The organism is Streptomyces panaciradicis (assembly GCF_023516615.1).
GTDB lineage: Bacteria > Actinomycetota > Actinomycetes > Streptomycetales > Streptomycetaceae > Streptomyces > Streptomyces panaciradicis.
On record NZ_JAMGBF010000023.1, the window covers coordinates 122823 to 145304 of the forward strand.

Sequence of the window (22482 nt, forward strand, 5' to 3'; positions counted from 1 at the left end):
GGTCCGGTCATCGTGCGTCTTCGCACGTAGAGGCGGCGCGACCGTACCAAAACGTTCCCTCGCCGTAGCGACGGGCCTTGACCGCGTCGAAACCCTCGGGCCACCGGAATTCTCCGCCTCTGGTGCTGCGCTCCACGGTGACGATCGCCTCCGGTGCGAGCCAGTGTTCAGTGCGGAGTGTGAGCAGGATCTCGCGAAGATCGTGATCCGTCACACGGTACGGGGGGTCCAGGAAGACGAGGTCGTACGGGGCCGTCGGCGCCGACTGGACGATCTGCTCGGCCTTGCCCGCCCTGACCTCGGCGCCGGGCAGGCCGAGGCTCCTGACGTTCTCCCGGACGACGCGGGCCGCCCTCGCGTCGGCCTCGACCAGGAGGGCGTGGCTCGCGCCGCGGGAAAGGGCTTCCAGGCCGACGGCCCCTGAGCCGGCGTACAGGTCGAGGACCCGTTCGCCGTCGAGAGGGCCGCCGAGGAGGGACTGCCAGGTGGACAGGAGGCCCTCGCGTGCGCGGTCGGAGGTGGGGCGGGTGCCATTGCCGGGCGGCACGGCCAGGCGGCGTCCGCCGGCTGCGCCGGCGATCACGCGGGTCATCTTCGGTCCTTGATGGTGAGCGGCTTTACGTTCAGTGTGGCTGAGGGAAGTCTCCCTCACCCCTTCTCCAGGTACTGCTCCCTCTCCTCGTCCAGGAGGGCGTCCAACGCGACCCGCAGGCCGGGGAATTCCGTCAGCTCGGGATCTGCGCTCACCACCCGCGTCGCCTCCTCCCGCGCCTGAGCGATGACCTCCTCGTCCTCGATCACCGCGAGGACCCGCAGGCTGGTGCGGGCGCCGGACTGGGCCTGGCCCAGGACGTCGCCCTCGCGGCGCTGCTCCAGGTCGATGCGGGAGAGTTCGAAGCCGTCGAGGGTGGAGGCGACCGCGTTCAGCCGCTGGCGGGCCGCGCTGGCCTCCGGCATCTCGGTGACCAGCAGGCACAGGCCGGGGGCCGAGCCGCGGCCCACGCGGCCGCGCAGCTGGTGGAGCTGGGAGACGCCGAAGCGGTCGGCGTCCATGATCACCATGGCGGTCGCGTTCGGGACGTTGACGCCGACCTCGATGACCGTCGTGGCGACCAGGACGTCGGTGTCGCCGGCGGCGAAGCGGCGCATCACCGCGTCCTTGTCGTCGGGGTGCATACGACCGTGCAGGACCTCCACCCGCAGGCCCTGGAGGGGGCCCTTGGCGAGCTGGTCGGCCACGTCGAGGACGGCGAGCGGCGGGCGCTTCTCCGCCTCGTCCTCCGGGGACTTCTTCTTGCCGGACTTCTTGGGGTCGTCCTCCTCGTCGCCGATGCGGGGGCAGACGACGTACGCCTGATGGCCGTTCTCCACCTCCTCGCGCACCCGCTCCCAGGCGCGGGACAGGAAGTGGGGTTTGTCGGCGGCCGGCACCACGTGCGAGGCGATGGGCGAGCGGCCCGCGGGGAGCTGGTCGAGGACGGAGGTCTCCAGGTCGCCGAAGACGGTCATGGCGACCGTGCGCGGGATGGGGGTCGCCGTCATCACGAGCAGGTGCGGGGGCTGCTTGCCCTTGCCGCGCAGGGCGTCGCGCTGCTCGACGCCGAAGCGGTGCTGTTCGTCGACGACGACCAGGCCGAGGTCGTGGAACTGCACCTTGTCCTCGATGAGCGCGTGCGTGCCGATCACGATGCCGGCCTCGCCGGTGGCCAGGTCCAGCATCGCCTGCCGGCGGCCGGCCATGCCCATCGATCCGGTGAGCAGCACGACCTTCGTGGCGTGCTCCGCGCCGCCGAGCATGCCGCCCTCGGCCAGCTCGCCCATCATCTCCACGACGGAACGGTGGTGCTGCTGCGCGAGCACCTCGGTGGGCGCGAGCATGGCCGCCTGCCCCCCGGCGTCGACGGTGGCGAGCATGGCACGCAGGGCCACCATCGTCTTCCCGCTTCCGACCTCGCCCTGCAGCAGGCGGTGCATCGGGTGTTCGGTGGCGAGGTCGTCGAAGATTTCCTTCGAGACCTTCTGCTGGCCCTCGGTGAGGGTGAAGGGGAGGCGGGCGTCGAAGGCGGTGAGGAGGCCGTCGGGGCGGGGGCGGCGGGCCACGGCCGGGAGTTGGGCGTCGGCGTGGCGGCGGCGGGCGAGGGCGACCTGGAGGACGAAGGCCTCGTCCCACTTCAGGCGGGAGCGGGCGTCCTCGACGTCGGCCTTGGTGTGCGGCCGGTGGATCTTGAGCAGGGCCTCGGGGAGGGTGACCAGGCCGCGGCCCTCGCGGAGGCCGGGCGGGAGGGGGTCCACGGCTTCCTGCGCGCGGGGCAGGACCGTCTGGATCGCCTTGCCGATCTTCCAGGACTCCAGCTTGGCGGTGGCGGGGTAGAGGGGGATCAGCGCGCCGGCCCAACTCTCGACCGTCTCCTCGCTGTCGCCCCGGAGCAGTTCGTAGGCGGGGTGGGCGAGTTGGAGGCGGCGGTTGAAGACGGAGACCTTGCCGGAGAACATCGCGCGGGTGCCCGGCAGGAGTTCCTTGTGGGGCTTGTGCACGCCGTTGCCGAAGAAGACCAGTTGGAGCCGGCCGCTGCCGTCGGTGATCGTGACCTCCAGCCGCTGGCCCTTGCCCCGGGGGGCCTTGGCGGAGGCGAAGGTGTGCAGACGGGCGTCGGCGACCATGGCGACCACCGTGACGTGCTCGTCCATGGGCAGGTCGGCGAGGTGGGTGAGCTGGCCGCGCTCCTCGTATCTGCGCGGGTAGTGGTGCAGGAGGTCGCCGACGGTGTGCAGGCCGAGATGCTCGGCCATCACCTTCGCGGTGGCGGGGCCGAGCACCTTTTTCAGTGGTTCTTCCAGTGCGGGCACGAGATCCATTGCACACCACGCCACTGACATTGCCGTATACGTATCGGGAAACCCCTGGTCAGCCGGGCTGGCGGGGCTCTAGGATGGCGCGCTCCGGCCATCCCCGCGGTCACCTCCCCACCAGGGACCGCCCGACCCCGCGCCGTTCGAAGTCCCCCCACCGGCGCTGCGACGATGGACTCCCAGACCTCGAAGTCATCCCAGCCGTCCCAGTCACCCCAGCCGTCCCACACCTTCCAGGTCGACCTGCGCGGCCTGGTGGACCTGCTCTCGCACCATCTCTACTCCAGTCCCAGGGTCTACCTGCGCGAGCTGCTGCAGAACGCCGTGGACGCCATCACCGCCCGGCGCGCCGAGCAGCCGGACGCCCCGGCCCGGGTGCGGCTGTACGCCGAGGCCGGGTCGCTGCGGGTCGAGGACAGCGGCATCGGGCTCACCGAGGCGGACGTGCACAGCCTGCTGGCGACCATCGGCCGCAGCTCCAAGCGGGCCGAGGGGCTGGAGGCGGCTCGTTCCGACTTCCTCGGGCAGTTCGGCATCGGTCTGCTGGCCTGTTTCGTGGTGGCCGAGCGGATCCGTGTGGTCAGCCGCAGCGCCCGTACGCCGGACGCGTTGCCCGTGGAGTGGACGGCGAGCGACGACGGTTCGTACACGGTGCGGACGCTGGCTCCCGAGGCGCGGCCGGAACCGGGCACCACCGTGCACCTGGTGGCGCGGGCCGGTGCCGGGGAGTGGCTGGCGCCGGAGCGGGTGCTGACGCTGGCGCGTGACTTCGGTGCTCTGCTGCCGTACGACGTACGGGTGGGCGAGGAGGCGGTCACCGACCTGCCGGCGCCCTGGGACCGCTCGTACGTCTCCCCCGCGGGCCGGCGGGTGGCGCTGGCCCGGCACTGCCACGAGCTGTTCGGCTTCACCCCGCTGGACTCGATCGAGCTGGACGTGCCGCTCGCCGGTATCCGGGGTGTGGCGTACGTCCTGCCCTCGGCGGTCAGCCCCGCGCAGCGGGCGACGCATCGCGTGCACCTCAAGGGCATGCTGCTGACGGAGCGGGCCGAACAGCTGCTGCCCGACTGGGCGTTCTTCGTGCGGTGCGTGCTGGACACGGACAGCCTGCGGCCGACGGCCTCGCGGGAGTCGCTGTACGAGGACGAGACGCTGGCCGCCGTGCGGGAGGCGCTCGGGGAGCGGATACGTGCCTGGCTGACCGGGCTCGCGGCCGGGGACCCGGAGCGGCTGGCGGCCTTCCTGTCGGTGCACCACCTGGGCGTGAAGTCGCTGGCGCGGCACGACAGGGACATGCTGCGGACGATGCTGCCGTGGCTGCCCTTCGAGACGACCGACGGGCGGCTGTCCCTGGAGGAGTTCGCGCAACGGCACGCGGTGGTGCACTTCACGCGGACCGTCGAGGAGTACCGGCAGGTCGCGCCGATCGCGTCCGCGCAGGGCGTCGGGGTGATCAACGGCGGCTACACGTACGACAGCGAGCTGGTCGAGGCGCTGCCCTCGGTGCGGCCGGGGACGGTGGTCGCGGAGCTGGACGCGGACACCGTGACGGCGCATCTGGACGCGGTGGACCCGGTGGAGGAGCTGGCGGTGTCGGGGTTCCTGGCGGCGGCGCGGGCGAAGCTGGACTCCGTGCAGTGCGACATCGTGCTGCGCGCCTTCCATCCCCTGTCCGTCCCCGCCCTCCACCTCGACGACCGCTCGGCCCGGCACGAACAGGCCCGTGCCGAGGCCGAGGAGCAGGCCGACGACCTGTGGGCGGGGATCCTCGGCTCGCTGCGCGGCAGCGCCCCCCGCGCGCGTCTGGTGCTCAACCACTTGAACCCGCTGGTCCGCAGGATCGCTTCGCTGGGGGACGCGGAGCTGATCGGCACCGCCGTGGAGTCCCTGTACGGGCAGGCGCTGCTGATGGCGCAGCGTCCGCTCAGGCCCGCGGACACCGCCTTGCTGAACCGGGCGTTCCTCGGCCTTCTGGAATGGGCCACCCACGGAGAGTCCCCGCACGGGGACTCCTCGCACGGAGAGTCCGCACATGGGGAGGACGGCCGCTGATGGCTGAGATCACGGACTTCGACTCCCTGCGCCGGGAGATGGCGGTCAACTCCGAACGGCCGGAGGGTCCCGCCCGCAACGCGCGCGCGGAGCAGCTGCTCGCGGAGGCCGAGAGGCTGGGCATCCCGCTCGCCGTGATCGAGGCGCTCGGGCACCAGCTGAAGGTCTACAACTACAGCTCCGAGAAGGACAAGATGTTCGTCCCCTTCGCACGTCTGCTGCGCATGTGGGACGAGCGTCCGGAGGACTTCGACGAGTACGAGACGCACTCGCTGCACTGGGTGTTCAAGTGGATGTCGTCCGGCATGCTCGACCAGCCGCACGTCCCGCTCGCCTCGATCGAGAAGTGGCTCGGCGAGATGGAGCACCGCTACCGGCTCGCTGGGCACTCGGAGAGGGCGGTGCGCAGCGCCGAGTTCAGTGTCGCCGCGCACGTCGGTGACGTCCCGCGCGCGGAGCGGGCGTACGCCGCCTGGCTGGCGGCGGACCGGGACAGCATGGCCGACTGCCATGCCTGCGAGCTGCACGGGCAGGGCTGGTGGCAGGCGGAGCGGGGGCGGGACGCGGAGGCGCTGCTGCTGTGGCGGCCGGTCCTGGAGGGCGATTTCACCTGTGCGCACGAGCCGCACACGGTGCTCGCCTCGTCCCTGGTGCCGCTGCTGCGGCTGGGCCGCGTGGGCGAGGCACGCGCCCACCACCTGCGGGGCTTCCGGCTGGTGCGGCCGATGGAGAGCATGCGGGCCGCGTACGCGGACCATGTGGAGTTCTGCGCGCTGACCGGCAACGAGGCGCGTGGCCTGGAGCTGCTCGCGGAGCGGCCGGCGTACTTCACCGACTCCGGGCATCCGCGCAGCCGTATGGACTTCCTGGCGGTGGTGGCGCTGCTCATGGACCGGCTGACCGAGCTGGGGCTCGGCGACCGCGAGGTGCCCGGGCCGGCGGGCCGGGCGTGGCGCGCGGGCGAGCTGGCCACGCACGCGCGTGCGGAGGCCCTGGCGTTGGCGGCCCGCTTCGACGAGCGCAACGGCACGGCGCATGTGAGTGAGCGGGCACGCGCGCGCATGGCGCAGCGTCCGCTGGCGGACCGGCTGCCGCTCGGTGTGCGCGCGGTGCGCCCGGTCTCCGCGCCGGTGCCTTCGGCGCCGGTCCCGCCGGCACCGGCGGCGGACGCGCCGGATCTGCCCGCGCTGCTGGCCGAGGCCCGGCGTCTGTCGGACACCTTGCAGCCGCACGCCGTGGAGGCGTGGGCGGCGGTCGCCCGGGCCGCCGAGGGCGTCGAACTGGACGTCCGTGACCGGGCGGAGATCGTCGACCACGAGGCGATGGACCGGGGTCCCGAGGGCGCCGAGCTCTTCGAGCGGGCCGCCGAGCTGTACGCGGCGGCGGGCGACCCCGGTGAGGCACTGGCGGCGCGCACGCGTGCGGCGTACGTACGCGCCCTGACGGGGCAGGTGGACGAGGCCCTGGCGGCCGTCGCCGAGCCGTACGACGAGATCCTCGCCCTGTACGCCGACGACGCCACCGGTGTGCGCCAGACGGCGTCGGTCCTGATGGGGCGGGCCCGGATCCTGATGCGCCGGGTGGTCGAGTCGGACGAGGCCCCGGAAGGTGATCGCGAGACGGTTCTGGGCGAGGCCGAGACGGCCGTCCGTGAGGTGCTCGCGTTCGTCGGGGGGTACGACGGCGACGACGTGCGGATCGCCTCGCGGGACGCGGAGGCGCGGGCCATGCTCGCGGAGCTGGCGGTGCGGCGCGGGGAACTCGAGGAGGCCGTCGCGTTGTTCGGGCGGGCCTCGGCGGGGTTCGTGGGCGCGGGACTGCCGTGGTTCGCGGTGGAGTACGAGGCACGGCTGGCCGGACTGGCGCACCACCTGGGCGACATCGCCGAGGCGGAGCGGGCGCTGCGGGCGGCCCTCGCGCACGGCGGGCCGCATCTGGAGGCGGTCGGGCGGGCGCAGTTGCATCTGCAGCTGGCCGAGGTGCTGGGCGGCCGGGGACAGGCCGTGGAGGCCGCCGAGCACGCCCTGGAGGCCGCGCACTGGGCCGACGAGGCCGGTGAGGGTCCGACGCTGGGCGCGTGGGCGCGGCACCAGCTGGGCGGGCTGCTGCTGCGGCAGGGCAGGTGGGCCGAGGCCGCGGAGGTGCTGGAGTCGGCGCTGCCCGACCTGAGCGTGGAGACGCACGGCGACGGGGCGGTCGTCCAGGCTCAGTGGTGGCTGGGCGACTGCCTGAGCGAGCTGGGCGAGCACCGGGAGGCGGCCGACCGGCGGCTGCGGGCCGCCGAGATCGCCCGGCACTGGCCCGAGCAGCACGACCACGCCACGCTCGCCCACCTCGCCGCCGAGTCGCTGGGAGCGGCGGGGCTGTCGGCCGAGGCGGAGCAGGCGTACGCGCGCGCGGGCGAGCTGTGGCGTGTGGTGGGCAACGTCCACGGTCTGGTGCGCTCTCTGCGGGCCCGCGCATGGCTGGCGCTGCGCGCGGACGACGGCGCGGACGCGGCGCGCGCGCTCATGGCGGGCGCGGTCGGCGAGTGCGAGGCGGCGGCGGGCGCCGCGGACGACGAGGAGGCGCGGGAGCGGCTGGTCGCCGAACTCGGCCACACCCACCGCCAGTTCGGCGACCTGCTGGCCCGCTCGGCCGCCGAGGACGCCGACGACGACGCGATCCGGGCCACGCTCGAAGAGGCTCTGTCCCATGTCGTCGAGGCCGCCGCGGTGTTCGCGTCCCTCGGGGAGGGCGCCCTGGACAGCCGGACCGGCGCCGAACTCGCCGCGGGCTGGCTGGAGACCGACCTCGGCCGCTCCGCGCGGGCGGCGGCACGCGCGCGTGCGGTGCTCGCCGCCTACGACGGCGCGGACGGCACCGAGGAGACGGCGCGGGCGCGGCGGGCGGAGGCGGAGCAGATGCTGCAGGTGGCCGAGGAGCAGCAGGCGCGGTAACGGGCGGGCGTCACTCCACGCCGATCAGCAGCAAGGCCCCTTGGCCGCCCCGGAGACCACCGTGTCCACGGCGCGGGCGCGGCGGGCGGAGGCGGAGCAGATGCTGCAGGTGGCCGAGGAGCAGCAGGCGCGATAACGGGCGGGCGTCACTCCACGCCGATCAGCAGCAAGGCCCCTTGGCCGCCCCGGAGACCACCGTGTCCACGGCGCGGGCGCGGCGGGCGGAGGCGGAGCAGATGCTGCAGGTGGCCGAGGAGCAGCAGGCGCGATAACGGGCGGGCGTCACTCCACGCCGATCAGCAGCAAGGCCCCCTGCCCGCCCCGGTAGACCACCGTGTCCACGGCGAGGTGCGTCTCCCGCACGCGCGCCTCCAGGTGGTCGGCGATGGAGGCGGGCGCGTCGTCGCCGAGGACCAGGGTGACCAGCTCGCCGCCGGCCTGGAGCATGCGGTCCAGGACGGTCTCGGCGGCGGCGGTGACGTCCGAGCCGATCACGGCCACGTCCCCCTCGATGAGGCCGAGCACGTCACCGGCCTGACAGATGCCCGCCATCGTCCAGGACTGGCGCTCGGCGACGCAGACCTCGGCGTAGCGGGTGGCGCCGGCCGCCGAGGTCATCGACACGACGTCCTCGTCGAATCGGCGCTCCGGCTCGTGCACGGCGAGCGCGGCGATGCCCTGGACCGCGGAGCGGGTGGGGATCAGGGCCACCCGGACGCCCTCGGTCCGGGCCTGCTCGGCCGCCGCGGCCGCGGTGTGCCGCAGTTCGGCGTCGTTGGGCAGCAGCACGACCTCGCGCGCGTGGGCCCGTCGTACGGCCTGGACGAGTTCGCCGCTCGCGGGCGGCTCGCCGGGACGGGCGAGGACGGTGGTGGCCCCGGCCTCGCCGTACAGCCCGGCCAGGCCCTCGCCGGGCACGACGGCCACCACCGCGCGCTGGGCCCTGGGCCGCGGCGGCCGCTCGCCGCGGGCCGTGTGGACGTCCCCGGCGCCGAAGTGGGTGATCCGGATGCGGTACGGCCGCCCGGCCTCGACGCCCGCCTCGACGGCGGCGCCCGCGTCGTCCACGTGGACGTGCACGTTCCACAGTCCGTCGCCGCCGACGACGACCAGGGAGTCCCCGAGCGCGTCCAGCCGCTCCCGCAGCCGGGCGACGGCCGTGTCCCCGGCCTCCAGGAGGTAGATCACCTCGAAGGCGGGACCGTTCTCGTCCGTGGCGGGGGTGCCCGTCGCGCATGCGCCGACGGCGTCCGAGCCGCCCTCCACGCGCGCGTGGGGACTCATGGCGCCGTCGTCGGGCTCCTCGGCGGTGTCCGTCGGGTCCGCGGCGGCCGCGACCGGCCTCGGCGTCTCCCCCGTGAACGTCTCCACCAGCGCCCCGAGCACCGCCACCAGCCCCCGCCCGCCGGCGTCCACCACCCCGGCGCGTCTGAGCACGGCCAGCTGCCCCGGGGTCGCGGCGAGGGCGGCGCGCGCGCCTTCGTAGGCGGCCCGCGCCACCGTCCCGCAGTCGCCCTCGGCCGCGTGGGCCGCGTCCGCGGCGGCCGCGGCGACCGACAGGACCGTGCCCTCGACGGGATGCGCGACGGCCTGGCGGGCGGAGTCGGCGGCGTGCCGCAGGGCGAGCCGCAGGCCGGCGCCGTCGGTGTGAGGCGTCTCACCGTCGACGGCGAGGACCTGGGTCATGCCGCGCAGCAACTGGGCGAGGATCGTCCCGGAGTTGCCCTGCGCGCCGATCAGGGCACCGTGCGCCATCGCGCGCACGGCGTCGGCCAGCGCCGGCTTCCCGGGGGCCCGGGAGTCCACCTCGTGGGCGGCGAAGACGGCCTCGACCGCCGCGACGGCGGACTCCACGGTCAGGTACAGATTGGTGCCGGTGTCCCCGTCGGCCACGGGGTACACGTTGATCGCGTCGATCTCCTCGCGGGCCCTGCCGAGCGCCTCCAGCGCGAGGCCGCACCAGGTGCGCACCGCGAGAGCATCGAGGAATGTCTGCGGCACCTGGGCCACCTGCGCCTCCTTGAGCTGCTGGACTGGACGCAGCGTAGACCGCGGACCGGTGTCCGCCGGAAGAGGGCCGGGGCCGGGCCCCTGAGCAGCCATGGTAGTTTCGTTGTACTGGCGCAGTCGTTGTATGCTGCTCCGGTTGCCCGATGCAGATCGGGCTTTCCCACCCCTGGCAACGCCACTCAGATCATTGATCCTGCGATCTCGATCCCGGCATGCCGGGACTCAACCGTAAGTGCATCTGAAGTCTTTGGAGTGACCCGTGGCTGCCAACTGCGACGTCTGCGGCAAGGGGCCGGGCTTCGGCAACAACATCTCGCACTCGCACCGCCGTACGTCCCGTCGCTGGAACCCGAACATCCAGCGCGTCCGTACCGTGGTCGGCGGGACGCCGAAGCGCGTGAACGCTTGCACCTCGTGCATCAAGGCCGGCAAGGTCTCGCGCTGACGCCCACAGCTGAGCGCGCGGCCACTGCTGGTTCGCTGCACTGAGCCGGTCCACCGAGAGGTGGGCCGGCTTTTTGCCGTGCCCGGCGGTGGACCTGACAAGCTGGGCGCATGCGCTTCGGGATCCTGGGCCCGCTGGAGGTCCGCACCGACGACGGCACCCCCGTCGACCCCGGCGGCCCCCGCCCCCGCGCCCTGCTGACGCTCCTGCTCCTCGACGCGGGCCGCACGGTCTCCGCCCAGCGCCTCGTGGACGGCCTGTACGGCACCCGGCCGCCCGCCGGAGCGGCGAACGCGCTCCAGTCGCAGATCTCCCGCCTGCGCCGCCGGCTCGCCCCGCACACCGCGATCGAGGCGACCCCGGCCGGCTACCGCATCGTCACCGCCCCCGACACCGTCGACGCCCACCGGTTCGAGGAGCTGACCGCGCGGGGTCGTGCCCTCGCCGCGGATCCCCGGCAGGCAGCGGCACTCTTCGCACAGGCTCTCGCCCTGTGGCGGGGGCCGGCGCTGGCCGACCTCCCGGACGCCCGGGCCGAGGCCGCGCGGCTGGAGGAACTGAGGCTCTTCGCCGCGCAGGACCGGATCGAGGCCGAGCTCGCGCTCGGCGGCGGCCCCGGACTCGTACCGGAGCTGCGGGCGCTGCTCGCCGCCCACCCGCTGAGCGAGCGGCTGTACGGGCAGCTGATGCGGGCCCTGCGGGCCGACGGACGCCCGGCGGAGGCGCTGACGGTGTACGAGCAGGCCCGGCGGACGCTCGCCGACGAACTGGGCGCCGACCCCTCGCCCGAACTGGCGGCGCTGCACCTGGAGCTGCTCCAGGGGGCCGAGCCCCAGCGCCCGCGCCTGCCGGTCCAGCTCACCCGGTTCGTCGGCCGCGAGCCCGAACTCGCCCGCATCGCCGCCCTGCTCACCGCCCACCGCCTGGTCACCCTCACCGGCCCGGGCGGAGCGGGAAAGACCCGCCTGGCCATCGAGGCGGCCGCCGCCAGGACACGGCCGGCGATCGAGGCGGGCGCCGCACCGGACCGGGCCCCCGCCCCCTGCTTCGTCGAGCTCGCACCCCTCGCGGACGGCGGGCGGATCGCGTACGCCGTGCTGGCCGCGCTCGGGACGCGTGACGGCTTCCGGTCGCCGGCCACCGACGTCACCGACCGTCTGCTCGCCGCCCTGGAGGACCGCGAGCTGCTGCTGGTCCTCGACAACTGCGAGCATCTCGTCGAGGACGCGGCCCGGCTGGCCTCGCTGCTCCTGTCCACCTGCCCGGGCGTGCGGATCCTCGCCACCAGCCGCGAGTCCCTAGGGCTCACCGGTGAGGTGCTGGTCCCCGTGCCGCCGCTGCCGCGCGAGCCGGCCGTCCGGCTCTTCCTCGACCGGGCCCGGGCCGTGCGCGCGGATTTCGACGGCCACGCGCGCGTGGCCGACATCTGCGCCGCCCTCGACGGGCTGCCCCTCGCCATCGAACTGGCGGCGGCCCGGCTGCGCACGCTGACGCCGGACGAGCTGGCCGACCGCCTCGACGACCGGTTCCGGCTGCTCTCGCGCGGTGACCGCTCCAAGGCGGCCCGGCACCGCACCCTGCGCGCGGTCGTCGAGTGGAGCTGGGACCTGCTGGACGAGGAGGAGCGGGAGCTGGCCCGGCGGCTGACGGTGTTCTCCGGGGGCACGACCCTGGAGGCCGTCGAGGCGGTGTGCGGGCTGCCGTATCCGGAGGACGTACTGGCGTCGCTGGTCGAGAAGTCGTTCCTGGAGGTGTCCGAGGGGCGGTACCGGATGCTGGAGACGATCCGGGCGTTCGCGAGCGAAGGTGCGCCCGACCTCGCGGACGCCCACGCCGCCTGGTTCCTGCGGCTGGCCGAGCGGGCGGAACCGCACCTGCGCGGCGCCGGGCAGCTGACCTGGCTGACCCGGCTGACCGCCGAGCGCGCCGATCTCGACGCGGCGCTGCGCCACCTCGTGCACCACGACCCCGCCGCCGCCCTGCGCCTGATGGGAACCCTGTCCTGGTTCTGGCGGCTGCGCGGGGTGCACGGCGAACGGGTCGCGACCGCACGGGAGTTGCTGGCCGCCGTCGGGCAGAAGCCGCCGCCCGGGCTGGAGGAGGAATACGTCCTGTGCGCGATCAACGCGCTGTCCGGGGCGGGCGAGGAACCGGACCTCATCGCGCGCGTGGACGACGTCCTCATGGCCTACCGGGCGCCGTTGCGGCTGCCGTACGTCCTCGTGCTGTGGGCGGTCGCGGCCGGTCCGCGGCCCTCCACCGACACACACGCCCGCACCCTGGCCGGCGACTCCCCCTGGGCCAACGCCCTGCTCGACGTCGGCTTCGGCTTCCGGGCGCAGTTCGCGGGGCGGCCGCGGGAGGCCGAGGAGTGCTTCACGCGGGCGCTCCACAGGTACCGGGCCACCGGTGACCGCTGGGGCATGGCCAACTGCCTGGACCCGCTCGGCATGTACGCCCACGCGCGCGGCGAGACCGAGCGGGCCCTGGAACTGCTCGACGAGGGGCTGGCCCACGTGCGGGAGCTGGCCGCGCCCGAGGAGACCGCCGATCTGCTGCGCAGCCGGGCCACCGTCCTGCTGCACCGGGGCGACACGGCCGCTGCCGCAAACCACTTCGAGGAGGCACTGGCGCTCGCGCGCGGCGCCGGGCTGCCCGACAAGGTGGCGGCCGCCCGGCGCGGCCTGGGCGACGCGGCCCGGCTGGCCGGGGACACGGCACGCGCGCGCGTGCACTACGAGGACGCCCTCGGGCAGTGCGCCGCCAACTGGTTCAGCGTCGGCGAGACCGTCCGCGCCCTCATCGGGCTCGGGCGCACGGCCGCCGCCGAGGGGCACACCGAGGAGGCCGTCGACTGGTTCCGGCAGGCCGCCGATCTCGCCGGTGAGGGGCCGGGCGACCTGGAACTCGCCGACGCGGCCGAGGCCCTGGCGTCCGTCGCCGGCGCCCCGGAGCGGGCCGCCGAGCTGCTCGGCGCGGCGGCCGCCCTGCGGGGCGCGGGCAACGCCGTCGCCCCGGACGTCGTACGCACCGAGCGAGCCACGCGCGCGCATCTGTCCGCGCGAGGCTACGACGATGCCTTCGACCGGGGGCGCGCCCTGCGGGCGGCGGCGGTCAGCGAACGGTAGGGGGACGGTCAGCGCTCCCGCCGAAGCTGCTCGCATGACGAAGAACCTCAGCGACCTCAACATCCTGATCTCCGGCGCGAGTGTCGCCGGCCCCGCCCTCGCGCTGAACCTGGCCCGGTTCGGCGCCCGGGTGACCGTCGTGGAGAAGGCCCCGGAACTGCGCGGCGGCGGCTTCGCGGTCGACTTCCGCGGCCACGTCCACCGCCGGGTCCTGACCTCCATGGGCATCTGGGACGAGATTTACGCCCGCCAGACCCACATGGGCCGCCAGATCGTGGTCGACGCGGACGGCAACCCGCGCGTGGACCTGCCCGCGGAGCTGATGAGCGGCGACGTGGAGATCTTCCGCGGCGACCTCGCGCGGATCATGTACGAGCGGACCAGGGACGACGTCGAGTACGTCTTCGGCGACTCGATCGCCGCCCTCGACGAGGACCCCCGGGGCGTCGACGTCACCTTCGAGCGGGGCGCGCCGCGCCGCTTCGACCTGGTCGTCGGCGCGGACGGACTGCACTCCCGCACCCGCCGGCTGGTCTTCGGCGACGAGTCCCGTCACCTGCGCTTCCTCGACCACTACGTGGCCGGCTTCGACGCGCCCAACCACCTGGGCCTGGACCGCACCGGCCGCGTCTACAGCGAGCCCGGCCGCGCGCTCGTGCTGGCCAACTACGACGGCGACCCGGACCGCTGCCACACGCTGCTGGTCTTCCGGTCCGGGGAACTGCGCTACGACCGCCGTGACGTCACGGAGGTCAAGCGGATCCTCGTGGAACGCTTCTCCGGGATGGGCTGGGAGGCCCCGGCCGCCCTCAAGGCCCTGGAGCAGGCCGACGATCCGTACTTCGACGCCATCGCCCAGATCCACGTCGACCGCCTCGCCAAGGGGCGCGTCGCGCTGCTCGGGGACGCCGGCTACGGGGCGACCATGGGCGGCATGGGGACGGGCGTGGCGATCGTCGGGGCGTATGTCCTCGCCGGTGAACTCGCCCTCGCGGACGGCGACTTCCGGACCGCCTTCGCCGAGTACGAGAGCCGGGTCCGGGACTTCGCCAAGGGCTGCCAGAAGATCTCCGGCAACGCCGGGCCGTTCTTCGCCCCGCCGACCGAGCGGCGCATCCGCAGCCGGGACCGGATGTACCGGATCCTCGCCTCCCGCCCGCTGGCCCGCTTCTTCAAGCGGATGACCGAGAAGGCGGCGACGGGCATCACGCTGAGGGACTACCCGTACTGAGGGCCCAGCCGTGGTCGACGGGCCCGATCCCGCCGCCGAGCGCGAACCCGGCAGCGATCGCCCCGGTGACGTAGTCCTTGGCGGCGTGCACCGCCTCCGGCACGGACCGCCCCTTCGCGAGCTGCGAGGCGATCGCGGAGGCGAGGGTGCAGCCCGTGCCGTGCGTGTGCCGGTTGTCGTGGCGCGGGGCGCGCAGCCAGTGCTCGGCCGAGCCGTCGGTGAGCAGGTCCACGGCGTCGCCGGGCAGGTGGCCGCCCTTGATCAGCACCCACCGCGGCCCGTACGCCAGGACGGCCGCCGCCGCCTGCCGCAGCCCGTCCTCCGACTCGACGCGGACGCCGGTGAGTTGGGCGACCTCGTCGAGGTTCGGGGTGGCGACGGTGGCGACCGGGAGCAGCCGCTCGCGCATCGAGTCCAGGGCGGAGGCGGCGAGCAGCGGGTCCCCGTGCTTGGAGACGCCCACCGGGTCCACCACCGCCGGAGCGTCCGTCCCGGTGATCAACTCGGCGACCAGGGCTACCAGTTCGGCCGAGGCGAGCATCCCCGTCTTCACCGCCTGGACGCCGATGTCGTCGACGACGCTGCGGTACTGCGCCCGCACCGCCTCCGCGGGCAGCTCCCAAGCCCCCTGCACGCCAAGGGAGTTCTGGGCGGTGACGGCGGTGACGACGCTCATGCCGTGCACACCCAGCGCGAGCATCGTTTTCAGGTCGGCCTGGATCCCGGCCCCTCCGCCGGAGTCGGAGCCGGCGACCGTCAGCACCCGCGGCCTCACGACTCGATGTCCCCGAAGTGGTCCCAGCCGCCCTTGCTGGTCCACGGCGCCCCGTCGACCGTCACCTGAGGCAGCGCCGAGGGGTTGAGGACCTCGCCGATCACCTTCCAGCGGGCGGGCAGCTTCACGTCCGGCGGGAAGGTCGCCACGATCGCGTGGTCCTCTCCCCCGCTGAGCACCCACTGCATGGGGTCGACGCCGACGGCCTGCCCGATGTCGTTCATCTGGGACGGGATGTCGATCGCGCCGGAGCGGATGTCGATACGGACCTTGCTGGCCTCCGCGATGTGCCCGAGGTCGGCGATCAGACCGTCGCTGACGTCGCACATCGCGGTCGCGCCGAGCCCGGCCGCGGCCGGTCCCGCGTGGTACGGCGGCTCCGGGCGCCGGTGCGCCTCCACGAAGGCGCGCGGCGAGCGGAACCCCCGGGACAGCACGGCGTACCCGGCGGCCGACCAGCCGAGCCAGCCGGTGACGGCGACGAGGTCGCCGGGCTGGGCGCCGGCCCGGGTGACGGGCTCCTGGTTGCGCAGATCGCCGAGCGCGGTGATCGACACCACGATCGTGTCGCCTCGTACGACGTCCCCGCCGACCACCGAGGCGCCCGCGACCTGGCACTCGTCACGCAGGCCGTCCATCAGCTCGCTGGGCCAGGTCACCGGGAGTTCGGCGGGCACGACCAGGCCGAGCAGCAGCGCGGTCGGGACGGCGCCCATCGCGGCGATGTCCGCGAGGTTCTGCGCGGCGGCCTTGCGGCCCACGTCGTACGCCGTGGACCAGTCGCGGCGGAAGTGCCGGCCCTCCAGCAGGATGTCGGTGGAGGCCACGACCCGCCGGTCGGGTGCGGCGACCACCGCGGCGTCGTCGCCGGGGCCGACCCGGACCGCCGGGGTGGTGGTGAGACGGGAGGTGAGCTCCCTGATGAGCCCGAACTCCCCGAGCTCACCAACAGTGCCCTTCATTGCCGCTGGTCCCCTTCTGTCCCTTGCCGTTCCCGGTCGCGCGTCATCAGTGTCCTCGATACGGTCGAGTTGTCCGTCAACCTGTGTCCTGTCCGCACCCCGGCGCGGGGACCGCGGCCGCCGCGGGTCTCCCCGTGGCGAGCGGCGACGCGATACCGTGGCGTTCCTTTTCCCCACATGATCCTCGTGGCCGCCCTGGAGGTTCCGTGGTACAGGCGTACATCCTGATCCAGACGGAGGTCGGCAAGGCGTCGACCGTCGCCGAGACGATCAGCAAGATTCCTGGGGTGATCCAGGCCGAGGACGTGACAGGACCCTATGACGTGATCGTGCGGGCGCAGGCCGACACCGTGGACGACCTCGGCCGCATGGTGGTCGCGAAGGTCCAGCAGGTGGACGGCATCACCCGCACCCTGACCTGCCCGGTCGTCCATCTGTAGCCCCCGTCTACCCTTGGCCGGTGAACTTCTCTCGTCACCGGCGCCGCGCCCTTGCCGGGCTGCCCGCACTCGCCCTGTTCACTGCCGTGGGCTGCTCATCAGCAGACGACGGCGCGTCGGCGACGGTTCCCTCGCCGGGCACGAAGATCACCGGGTGGTGCGAGAAGCTGGGCAAGGCGCTGCCGTCCGAGGTCGACGGCCAGGATCGCCGGGATCCCACGCCCGCGTCCGCGCTGACCGCGGGCTGGGGGAACCCGGCGATCATACTGCGCTGCGGCGTCGACCGGCCCGCGAAGATGGGTGATCCGGAGGCCGACGGGGTCGAGGTGAACGGCGTGGGGTGGCTGCTGGAGAAGCGGGACGACGGCTCGTTCCGCTTCACGACGACGCTGCGCAAGGCGTACGTCGAGGTCACCATCCCCAAGGCCCGCACCGGGGACGGCATGTCCCCGCTCGTCGACCTGGCTCCGGCGGTGAAGAAGGCGATCCCCGAGGGGATCGCCGACTAGATCGGTCAGCGCAGGCCCGTGGACCTGCGCAGGGCCGCCTGGATCAGGCGGTCGACGAGTTCCGGGTAGGCCACTCCGGTCGCCTGCCACATCTGCGGGTACATCGAGATGGGCGTGAAGCCGGGCAGCGTGTTGATCTCGTTGATCACGAAGCCCTCGTCGGTGAGGAAGAAGTCCGCGCGGACCAGTCCCTCGCACGAGGCCGCCTCGAAGGCCTGCACCGCCAGGCGCTGGACCTCGGCCGTCTCCTCGCCGGTCAGGGGCGCGGGCACGATTCCCGGGGTGGAGTCGATGTACTTCGCCTCGAAGTCGTAGTACGCGTGCTCCTGCGGCGGCGGGATCTCGGCCGGGACGCTGGCCCGCGGGCCGTCCTCGAACTCCAGCACCCCGCACTCGATCTCGCGGCCCCGCAGCGCCGCCTCGACGAGGATCTTCGGGTCGTGGCGCTGCGCCTCGGCGATCGCCTCGCCGAGCCCGGCGATGTCGTCGACCTTGGTGATGCCGATCGAGGAGCCGGCGCGGGCGGGCTTCACGAACAGCGGCCAGCCGTGCTCGCCGGCGAAGTCGACGATCTTCTTGCGGGCGGCGGCCTCGTCCCGCTCCCACTCGCGCGGCCGGATCACCACGTACGGGCCCACCTTGAGCCCGAAGGAGGTGAACACCCGCTTCATGTACTCCTTGTCCTGGCCCACGGCCGAGGCGAGCACGCCCGAGCCCACGTAGGGCACACCGGAGAGCTCCAGCAGGCCCTGCAGGGTGCCGTCCTCGCCGTAGGGGCCGTGCAGGACGGGGAAGACGACGTCGACCTCGCCGAGCGCCTTGGGCACCGATCCGGGCTCGCTGACGACGACTTCGCGGTTGCCGGGGTCCAGCGGGAGCACCACGCCGCCCTCGCCCGACTCGGCCACGTCCTCGACCTCGGGCGTACGGCGGTCGGCGATCGCCATGCGGTCGGGCTCGTCGGCGGTCAGGGCCCAGCGTCCTTCCCGCGTGATGCCGATCGGCAGGACGTCGTACTTGGTCCGGTCGATGGCCTTGAGGACGGCGCCCGCGGTGACCACGGAGATCCCGTGTTCGGAGCTGCGCCCGCCGAACACGACGGCCACGCGCGGCTTGCGAGGCGGCTGCTCAGGGCTCTGGGGAAGGTTCTCGGTGCTCATATCGGGTTGAGAGTACCCGGTGGTAGTGCCCTGAGACAGCGTGCCACCGGCGGCGTCGCTCAGCGTCGTTCGGGCTTCGCGCTGCGCGACATCAGCTCCTTGACGGCGACCACCGGCGGCTTGCCCTCGTGCACGATGGCGACGACCGTCTCGGTGATCGGCATGTCGACGCCGTGCCGGCGGGCCAGATCCAGCACGGACTCGCAGGACTTGACGCCCTCGGCGGTCTGCTTGGTGACCGCGATGGTCTCCTGCAGGGTCATGCCCTTGCCGAGGTTGGTGCCGAAGGTGTGGTTGCGCGACAGCGGCGAGGAGCAGGTCGCGACCAGGTCGCCGAGGCCGGCGAGTCCGGCGAACGTCAGCGGGTCGGCGCCCAGCGCGACACCGAGCCGCGTGGTCTCGGCGAGTCCGCGCGTGATGAGCGAGCCCTTGGCGTTGTCGCCGAGGCCCATGCCGTCGGCGATGCCGACGGCCAGGCCGATGACGTTCTTCACGGCGCCGCCGAGTTCGCAGCCGACGACGTCGGTGTTGGTGTACGGCCTGAAGTACGGGGTGTGGCAGACGGTCTGCAGCCGCCGGGCGACGGTCTCGTCGGTGCAGGCGACCACGGCGGCGGCCGGCATCCGGGCGGCGATCTCCCGGGCGAGGTTGGGCCCGGTGACGACGGCGATGCGGTCGGCGCCGACCTTGGCGACGTCGTCGATCACCTCGCTCATCCGCATGGTGGAGCCGAGTTCGACGCCCTTCATGAGCGACACCAGGACCGTGTCGGGCGCGAGCAACGGCACCCATTCGGCGAGGTTGGCGCGCAGGGTCTGGGAGGGCACGGACAGGACCGTGAAGTCGGCGCCCGCGGCGGCCTCGGCGGGGTCGGTGGTGGCCCGCACGTTCTCCGGGAGCTCCACGCCGGGGAAGTAGTCGGGGTTCGTACGGCGGGAGTTGATGGCCTCGGCCACCTCCGGACGCCGGGCCCACAGGGTGACCTCGCACCCCGCGTCGGCCAGCACCATCCCGAACGCGGTGCCCCACGAACCGGCGCTGAAGACGGCCGCCTTGACGGGCTTGCTCACGTACCCTGCCCCTCTTCCTGCTCTGCCTTGCCCTGCGTCTGCGCCTGCGTCCTGCGCCGCTGCTCGATCCGCTCCCGGCGCGGGTCGTAAGGGGTGTCGGGCGCCTTCTCGCCGCGGATCTCCTCCAGCTGGCGGGTGATGGCGGCCATGATGACCTCGGTGGCCTCCTTGAGGACCTCCGCGGTCATCTCCTGGTCGTAGAAGCGCGAGAGGTCCACGGGCGGGCCCGCGAGCACGTGGTGGGTCTTGCGCGGCAGGACGTACGCCTTCTTGCTGTACGGCGGCAGCAGTTCGTTGGCTCCCCACTGGGCGACGGGGATCACCGGGCACTTGGTCTGCAGGGCGACCCGGGCGGCACCCGTCTTGGCCGTCATGGGCCAGCCGTTCGGGTCCCGGGTGATCGTTCCCTCGGGGTAGAACACGACGCACTCGCCGCGCTCGACGGCGGCGACGGCGGCGCGGAAGGCGCTGAGGGCGTCGGTGGACTCGCGGTAGACGGGGATCTGGCCGGTGCCGCGCATCGCGGCTCCGACGAATCCCTTCTTGAAAAGGCCGCTCTTCGCGAGGAATCGCGGAACCCGTCCGGTGTTGTACTGATAGTGCGCGTACGCGAAGGGGTCCACATGGGAATTGTGGTTCACCGCGGTGATAAATCCGCCCTCGGCCGGAATGTGCTCCATTCCGCGCCAGTCCCGCTTGATCAGAACCACCAGCGGCGGTTTGCAGAGCACCGCGGCGAAGCGGTACCAGAAGCCGATTCTGCGGCGGGGCACGCGCGCACCTTCCTCTAGGGGCCAAGGACGTCGGCCCGGTACATCGGACCTGGGGGCCGCACAAGTGTCGCCCCAGGCCGCCGGTCTGTCGAGAACACCGTACGCCCCGACGACGCGACCGCCAGATGGCCCGGGTGACGGCTGAGTGACAATGACCGCGACAGGAGAGGGGCGAAACGCTCGTGCAGTGGACGTTGGTCATACCCCTGAAACCCTTGGCGCGAGCCAAGAGCAGGCTCGCGGACACCGCCCACGACGCGGTCCGCCCGAGTCTGGCCCTCGCGTTCGCGCAGGACACCGTGACCGCGGCGCTGGCCTGCCCGGCGGTGAAGGATGTGGCGGTCGTCACGGACGACGCCCTGGCGGGCCGGGAGCTGGCCGTGCTCGGCGCCCGCATCGTCACCGACGAGCCGCGGGGCGGCCTCAACGCGGCCCTGGCGCACGGCGCGGCCGCGGTCCGCGCCGACCGGCCCGACGGCGCCGTGGCGGCGCTGAACGCCGATCTGCCGGCGCTGCGCCCGCTGGAATTGTCCCGGGTCCTGGACGCGGCCGCGGAATTCCCGCGCGCTTTCCTCGCCGATGCGGCCGCAATCGGCACCACCCTGCTGGCCGCGTCCCCGGCCGAGGAATTGCGTCCGGCTTTCGGCCCGGATTCCCGCGCCCGGCACCGCGCGTCCGGCGCCGTGGAACTGGCGCTGACGGAGGTGGATTCCGTACGCCAGGACGTGGACACCGGCGACGACCTGCGCGCGGCGCTGGCCCTCGGAGTGGGGCGCCGGACGGCCGCGGTGGCCGCGCGGTTGCTGATCCCCGGGCAGTAGGCTGCCCCTCATGCAGGCCACCGCATACACGTACGACCCCGAGACCCGCAGCGGGCAGGTCCTCCTCGACGACGGCACCCCGATGCCCTTCGACCGGGAGGCGTTCGACGCGGGCGGCCTGCGGCTGCTGCGCCCGGGGCAGCGGGTCCGCGTCGAGACCAGCGGCCCGCGCATCACGCTGATCACGCTGCAGACGTTCTGAGAACGCCGCGGGCCGGACTCCGTCACGGAAGTCCGGCCCGGCGCGTGAGTGCCCCTGTGCCCGTTACCTCTTGCGGGCCGTGGCCTTCTTGGCGGTGGTGGTGCGAGCCGTCGACTTCTTGGCGGGGGCCTTCTTGGCCGTCGCCTTCTTCGCCGGGGCGCTCTTGGCCGTGGCCTTCTTGGCGGTGGTGGTGCGAGCCGTCGACTTCTTGGCGGGGGCCTTCTTGGCCGTCGCCTTCTTCGCCGGGGCGCTCTTGGCCGTGGCCTTCTTGGCGGTGGTCTTCTTGGCCGCGGTGGTCTTGGCGGCGCCCGTGGTCTTCTTCGCCGTCGTCTTCTTGGCGGTGGTCTTCTTCGCGGCGGCGGCCGTGGTCTTCTTGGCCGTCGTCTTCTTCGCGGTGGCCTTCTTCGCGGCGCCCGTGGTCTTCTTCGCCGTCGTCTTCTTGGCGGTGGTCTTCTTCGCGGCGGCGGCCGTGGTCTTCTTGGCCGTCGTCTTCTTCGCGGTGGCCTTCTTCGCGGCGCCCGTGGTCTTCTTCGCCGTCGTCTTCTTGGCGGTGGTCTTCTTCGCGGCGGCGGCCGTGGTCTTCTTGGCCGTCGTCTTCTTCGCGGTGGCCTTCTTCGCGGCGCCCGTGGTCTTCTTCGCCGCGGCCTTCTTCACGGTCGCGGTCGCGCCGCCGGTCAGGCTGCCCTTGGGGGCCTTCTTGACGGCGACCTCGCCGCCGCGCGGGAGCTTCTTCGAGCCGCTGACCAGGTCCTTGAAGCCCTGGCCGGCACGGAAGCGCGGGACGGAGGTCTTCTTGACCCGAACCCGCTCGCCCGTCTGGGGGTTGCGAGCGTAGCGGGCCGGACGGTCGACCTTCTCGAACGAGCCGAAGCCGGTGACCGAGACCCGGTCTCCGGCGACGGTCGCGCGGACGATGGCGTCCAGGACCGCGTCGACAGCGTCGGCGGCCTGCTGGCGGCCGCCCAGCTTGTCGGCAATCGCTTCTACGAGCTGCGCCTTGTTCACGTCTTCCCCTTCGGAGACATCGCCAGAACGAAAGTGTTCAAGCTTTTTCGCACGTTAGGCAGATATATACCGCAAATCAAACACGAAACGGGCTTATCACCCATGCGCCG

General features: G+C 73.2%; 18 protein-coding genes. 9 read left to right on the forward strand and 9 right to left on the reverse strand.

Going from position 1 to position 22482, the window contains the following annotated elements; genetic code table 11:
• Positions 1-7: 7 nt before the first annotated feature.
• Both rsmD and recG read right to left on the reverse strand, forming a co-directional pair.
• Positions 8-652, reverse strand: coding sequence for a 16S rRNA (guanine(966)-N(2))-methyltransferase RsmD (gene rsmD / locus M8J74_RS11005; protein WP_308406033.1), 645 nt, complete (start codon positions 650-652; stop codon positions 8-10).
• Positions 649-2856, reverse strand: a complete 2208-nt coding sequence (recG, locus tag M8J74_RS11010; protein ID WP_249836191.1) for an ATP-dependent DNA helicase RecG — start codon at positions 2854-2856, stop codon at positions 649-651. Before recG ends, rsmD begins: the two co-directional genes overlap by 4 nt.
• A 165-nt stretch (positions 2857-3021) precedes the next feature.
• Here recG and M8J74_RS11015 point away from each other — a divergent pair, with 165 nt between their 5' ends.
• Together M8J74_RS11015 and M8J74_RS11020 are read left to right on the forward strand one after the other, a co-directional pair.
• On the forward strand, positions 3022-4902 hold the full coding sequence (locus M8J74_RS11015) for an HSP90 family protein (protein ID WP_249836192.1): 1881 nt from the start codon (positions 3022-3024) through the stop codon (positions 4900-4902).
• A complete protein-coding gene (locus tag M8J74_RS11020; RefSeq protein ID WP_249836193.1) occupies positions 4902-7841 on the forward strand; it encodes a tetratricopeptide repeat protein in 2940 nt (979 codons plus the stop codon). The genes M8J74_RS11015 and M8J74_RS11020 overlap by 1 nt, the downstream gene beginning before the upstream one ends.
• A 282-nt stretch (positions 7842-8123) precedes the next feature.
• On the opposite strand, the gene M8J74_RS11025 is transcribed toward M8J74_RS11020, so the two are convergent.
• A complete protein-coding gene (locus M8J74_RS11025) occupies positions 8124-9851 on the reverse strand; it encodes a DAK2 domain-containing protein (RefSeq protein WP_249836194.1) in 1728 nt (575 codons plus the stop codon).
• 259 nt (positions 9852-10110) lie between these two features.
• Between M8J74_RS11025 and rpmB the strand changes: the two genes are divergently transcribed.
• From rpmB to M8J74_RS11040, 3 genes are all read left to right on the forward strand, one after another.
• A complete protein-coding gene (gene rpmB / locus M8J74_RS11030) occupies positions 10111-10296 on the forward strand; it encodes a 50S ribosomal protein L28 (protein ID WP_003993230.1) in 186 nt (61 codons plus the stop codon).
• 110 nt (positions 10297-10406) lie between these two features.
• A complete protein-coding gene (locus M8J74_RS11035; RefSeq protein ID WP_249836195.1) occupies positions 10407-13424 on the forward strand; it encodes an AfsR/SARP family transcriptional regulator in 3018 nt (1005 codons plus the stop codon).
• A 34-nt stretch (positions 13425-13458) separates the two neighbouring features.
• Positions 13459-14655, forward strand: a complete 1197-nt coding sequence (locus tag M8J74_RS11040) for an FAD-dependent monooxygenase (RefSeq protein ID WP_249836196.1) — start codon at positions 13459-13461, stop codon at positions 14653-14655.
• Here the strand turns inward: M8J74_RS11040 and thiD are convergent.
• Complete coding sequence (thiD, locus tag M8J74_RS11045) at positions 14630-15430, reverse strand: bifunctional hydroxymethylpyrimidine kinase/phosphomethylpyrimidine kinase (RefSeq protein ID WP_249836197.1); 801 nt, start codon at positions 15428-15430, stop codon at positions 14630-14632. The genes M8J74_RS11040 and thiD overlap by 26 nt on opposite strands.
• The gene (locus M8J74_RS11050; protein WP_058922959.1) at positions 15427-16392 is read right to left on the reverse strand and encodes a thiamine-phosphate kinase; all 966 of its coding nucleotides are present in this window, start codon (positions 16390-16392) and stop codon (positions 15427-15429) included. The genes thiD and M8J74_RS11050 overlap by 4 nt, the downstream gene beginning before the upstream one ends.
• A 206-nt stretch (positions 16393-16598) precedes the next feature.
• Here M8J74_RS11050 and M8J74_RS11055 point away from each other — a divergent pair, with 206 nt between their 5' ends.
• Together M8J74_RS11055 and M8J74_RS11060 are read left to right on the forward strand one after the other, a co-directional pair.
• Positions 16599-16832 carry an Lrp/AsnC family transcriptional regulator gene (locus M8J74_RS11055; RefSeq protein ID WP_003997603.1) on the forward strand — a complete coding sequence of 78 codons (234 nt, stop codon included), beginning with the start codon at positions 16599-16601 and terminating at the stop codon, positions 16830-16832.
• A 20-nt stretch (positions 16833-16852) separates the two neighbouring features.
• Positions 16853-17341 carry a DUF3515 domain-containing protein gene (locus tag M8J74_RS11060; protein ID WP_249836198.1) on the forward strand — a complete coding sequence of 163 codons (489 nt, stop codon included), beginning with the start codon at positions 16853-16855 and terminating at the stop codon, positions 17339-17341.
• A 5-nt stretch (positions 17342-17346) separates the two neighbouring features.
• Here the strand turns inward: M8J74_RS11060 and M8J74_RS11065 are convergent, their stop codons facing one another.
• From M8J74_RS11065 to M8J74_RS11075, 3 genes are read right to left on the reverse strand one after another with little or no spacing between them, the layout of a single operon-like run.
• Positions 17347-18501 carry a D-alanine--D-alanine ligase family protein gene (locus M8J74_RS11065; protein WP_249836199.1) on the reverse strand — a complete coding sequence of 385 codons (1155 nt, stop codon included), beginning with the start codon at positions 18499-18501 and terminating at the stop codon, positions 17347-17349.
• Positions 18502-18560: 59 nt separating this feature from the next.
• On the reverse strand, positions 18561-19571 hold the full coding sequence (locus M8J74_RS11070) for an NAD(P)H-dependent glycerol-3-phosphate dehydrogenase (RefSeq protein ID WP_058922962.1): 1011 nt from the start codon (positions 19569-19571) through the stop codon (positions 18561-18563).
• Positions 19568-20344 (reverse strand): lysophospholipid acyltransferase family protein, encoded by a 777-nt coding sequence (locus M8J74_RS11075; RefSeq protein ID WP_249836200.1) that lies wholly within the window; start codon positions 20342-20344, stop codon positions 19568-19570. The genes M8J74_RS11070 and M8J74_RS11075 overlap by 4 nt, the downstream gene beginning before the upstream one ends.
• 182 nt (positions 20345-20526) lie before the next feature.
• Here M8J74_RS11075 and cofC point away from each other — a divergent pair, with 182 nt between their 5' ends.
• Complete coding sequence (gene cofC, locus M8J74_RS11080) at positions 20527-21165, forward strand: 2-phospho-L-lactate guanylyltransferase (RefSeq protein ID WP_249836201.1); 639 nt, start codon at positions 20527-20529, stop codon at positions 21163-21165.
• A 10-nt stretch (positions 21166-21175) separates the two neighbouring features.
• Positions 21176-21367 (forward strand): hypothetical protein, encoded by a 192-nt coding sequence (locus tag M8J74_RS11085; protein ID WP_058922965.1) that lies wholly within the window; start codon positions 21176-21178, stop codon positions 21365-21367.
• A gap of 63 nt (positions 21368-21430) precedes the next feature.
• Here the strand turns inward: M8J74_RS11085 and M8J74_RS11090 are convergent, their stop codons facing one another.
• Positions 21431-22372 carry an HU family DNA-binding protein gene (locus M8J74_RS11090; RefSeq protein ID WP_249836202.1) on the reverse strand — a complete coding sequence of 314 codons (942 nt, stop codon included), beginning with the start codon at positions 22370-22372 and terminating at the stop codon, positions 21431-21433.
• Positions 22373-22482: the final 110 nt, after the last annotated feature.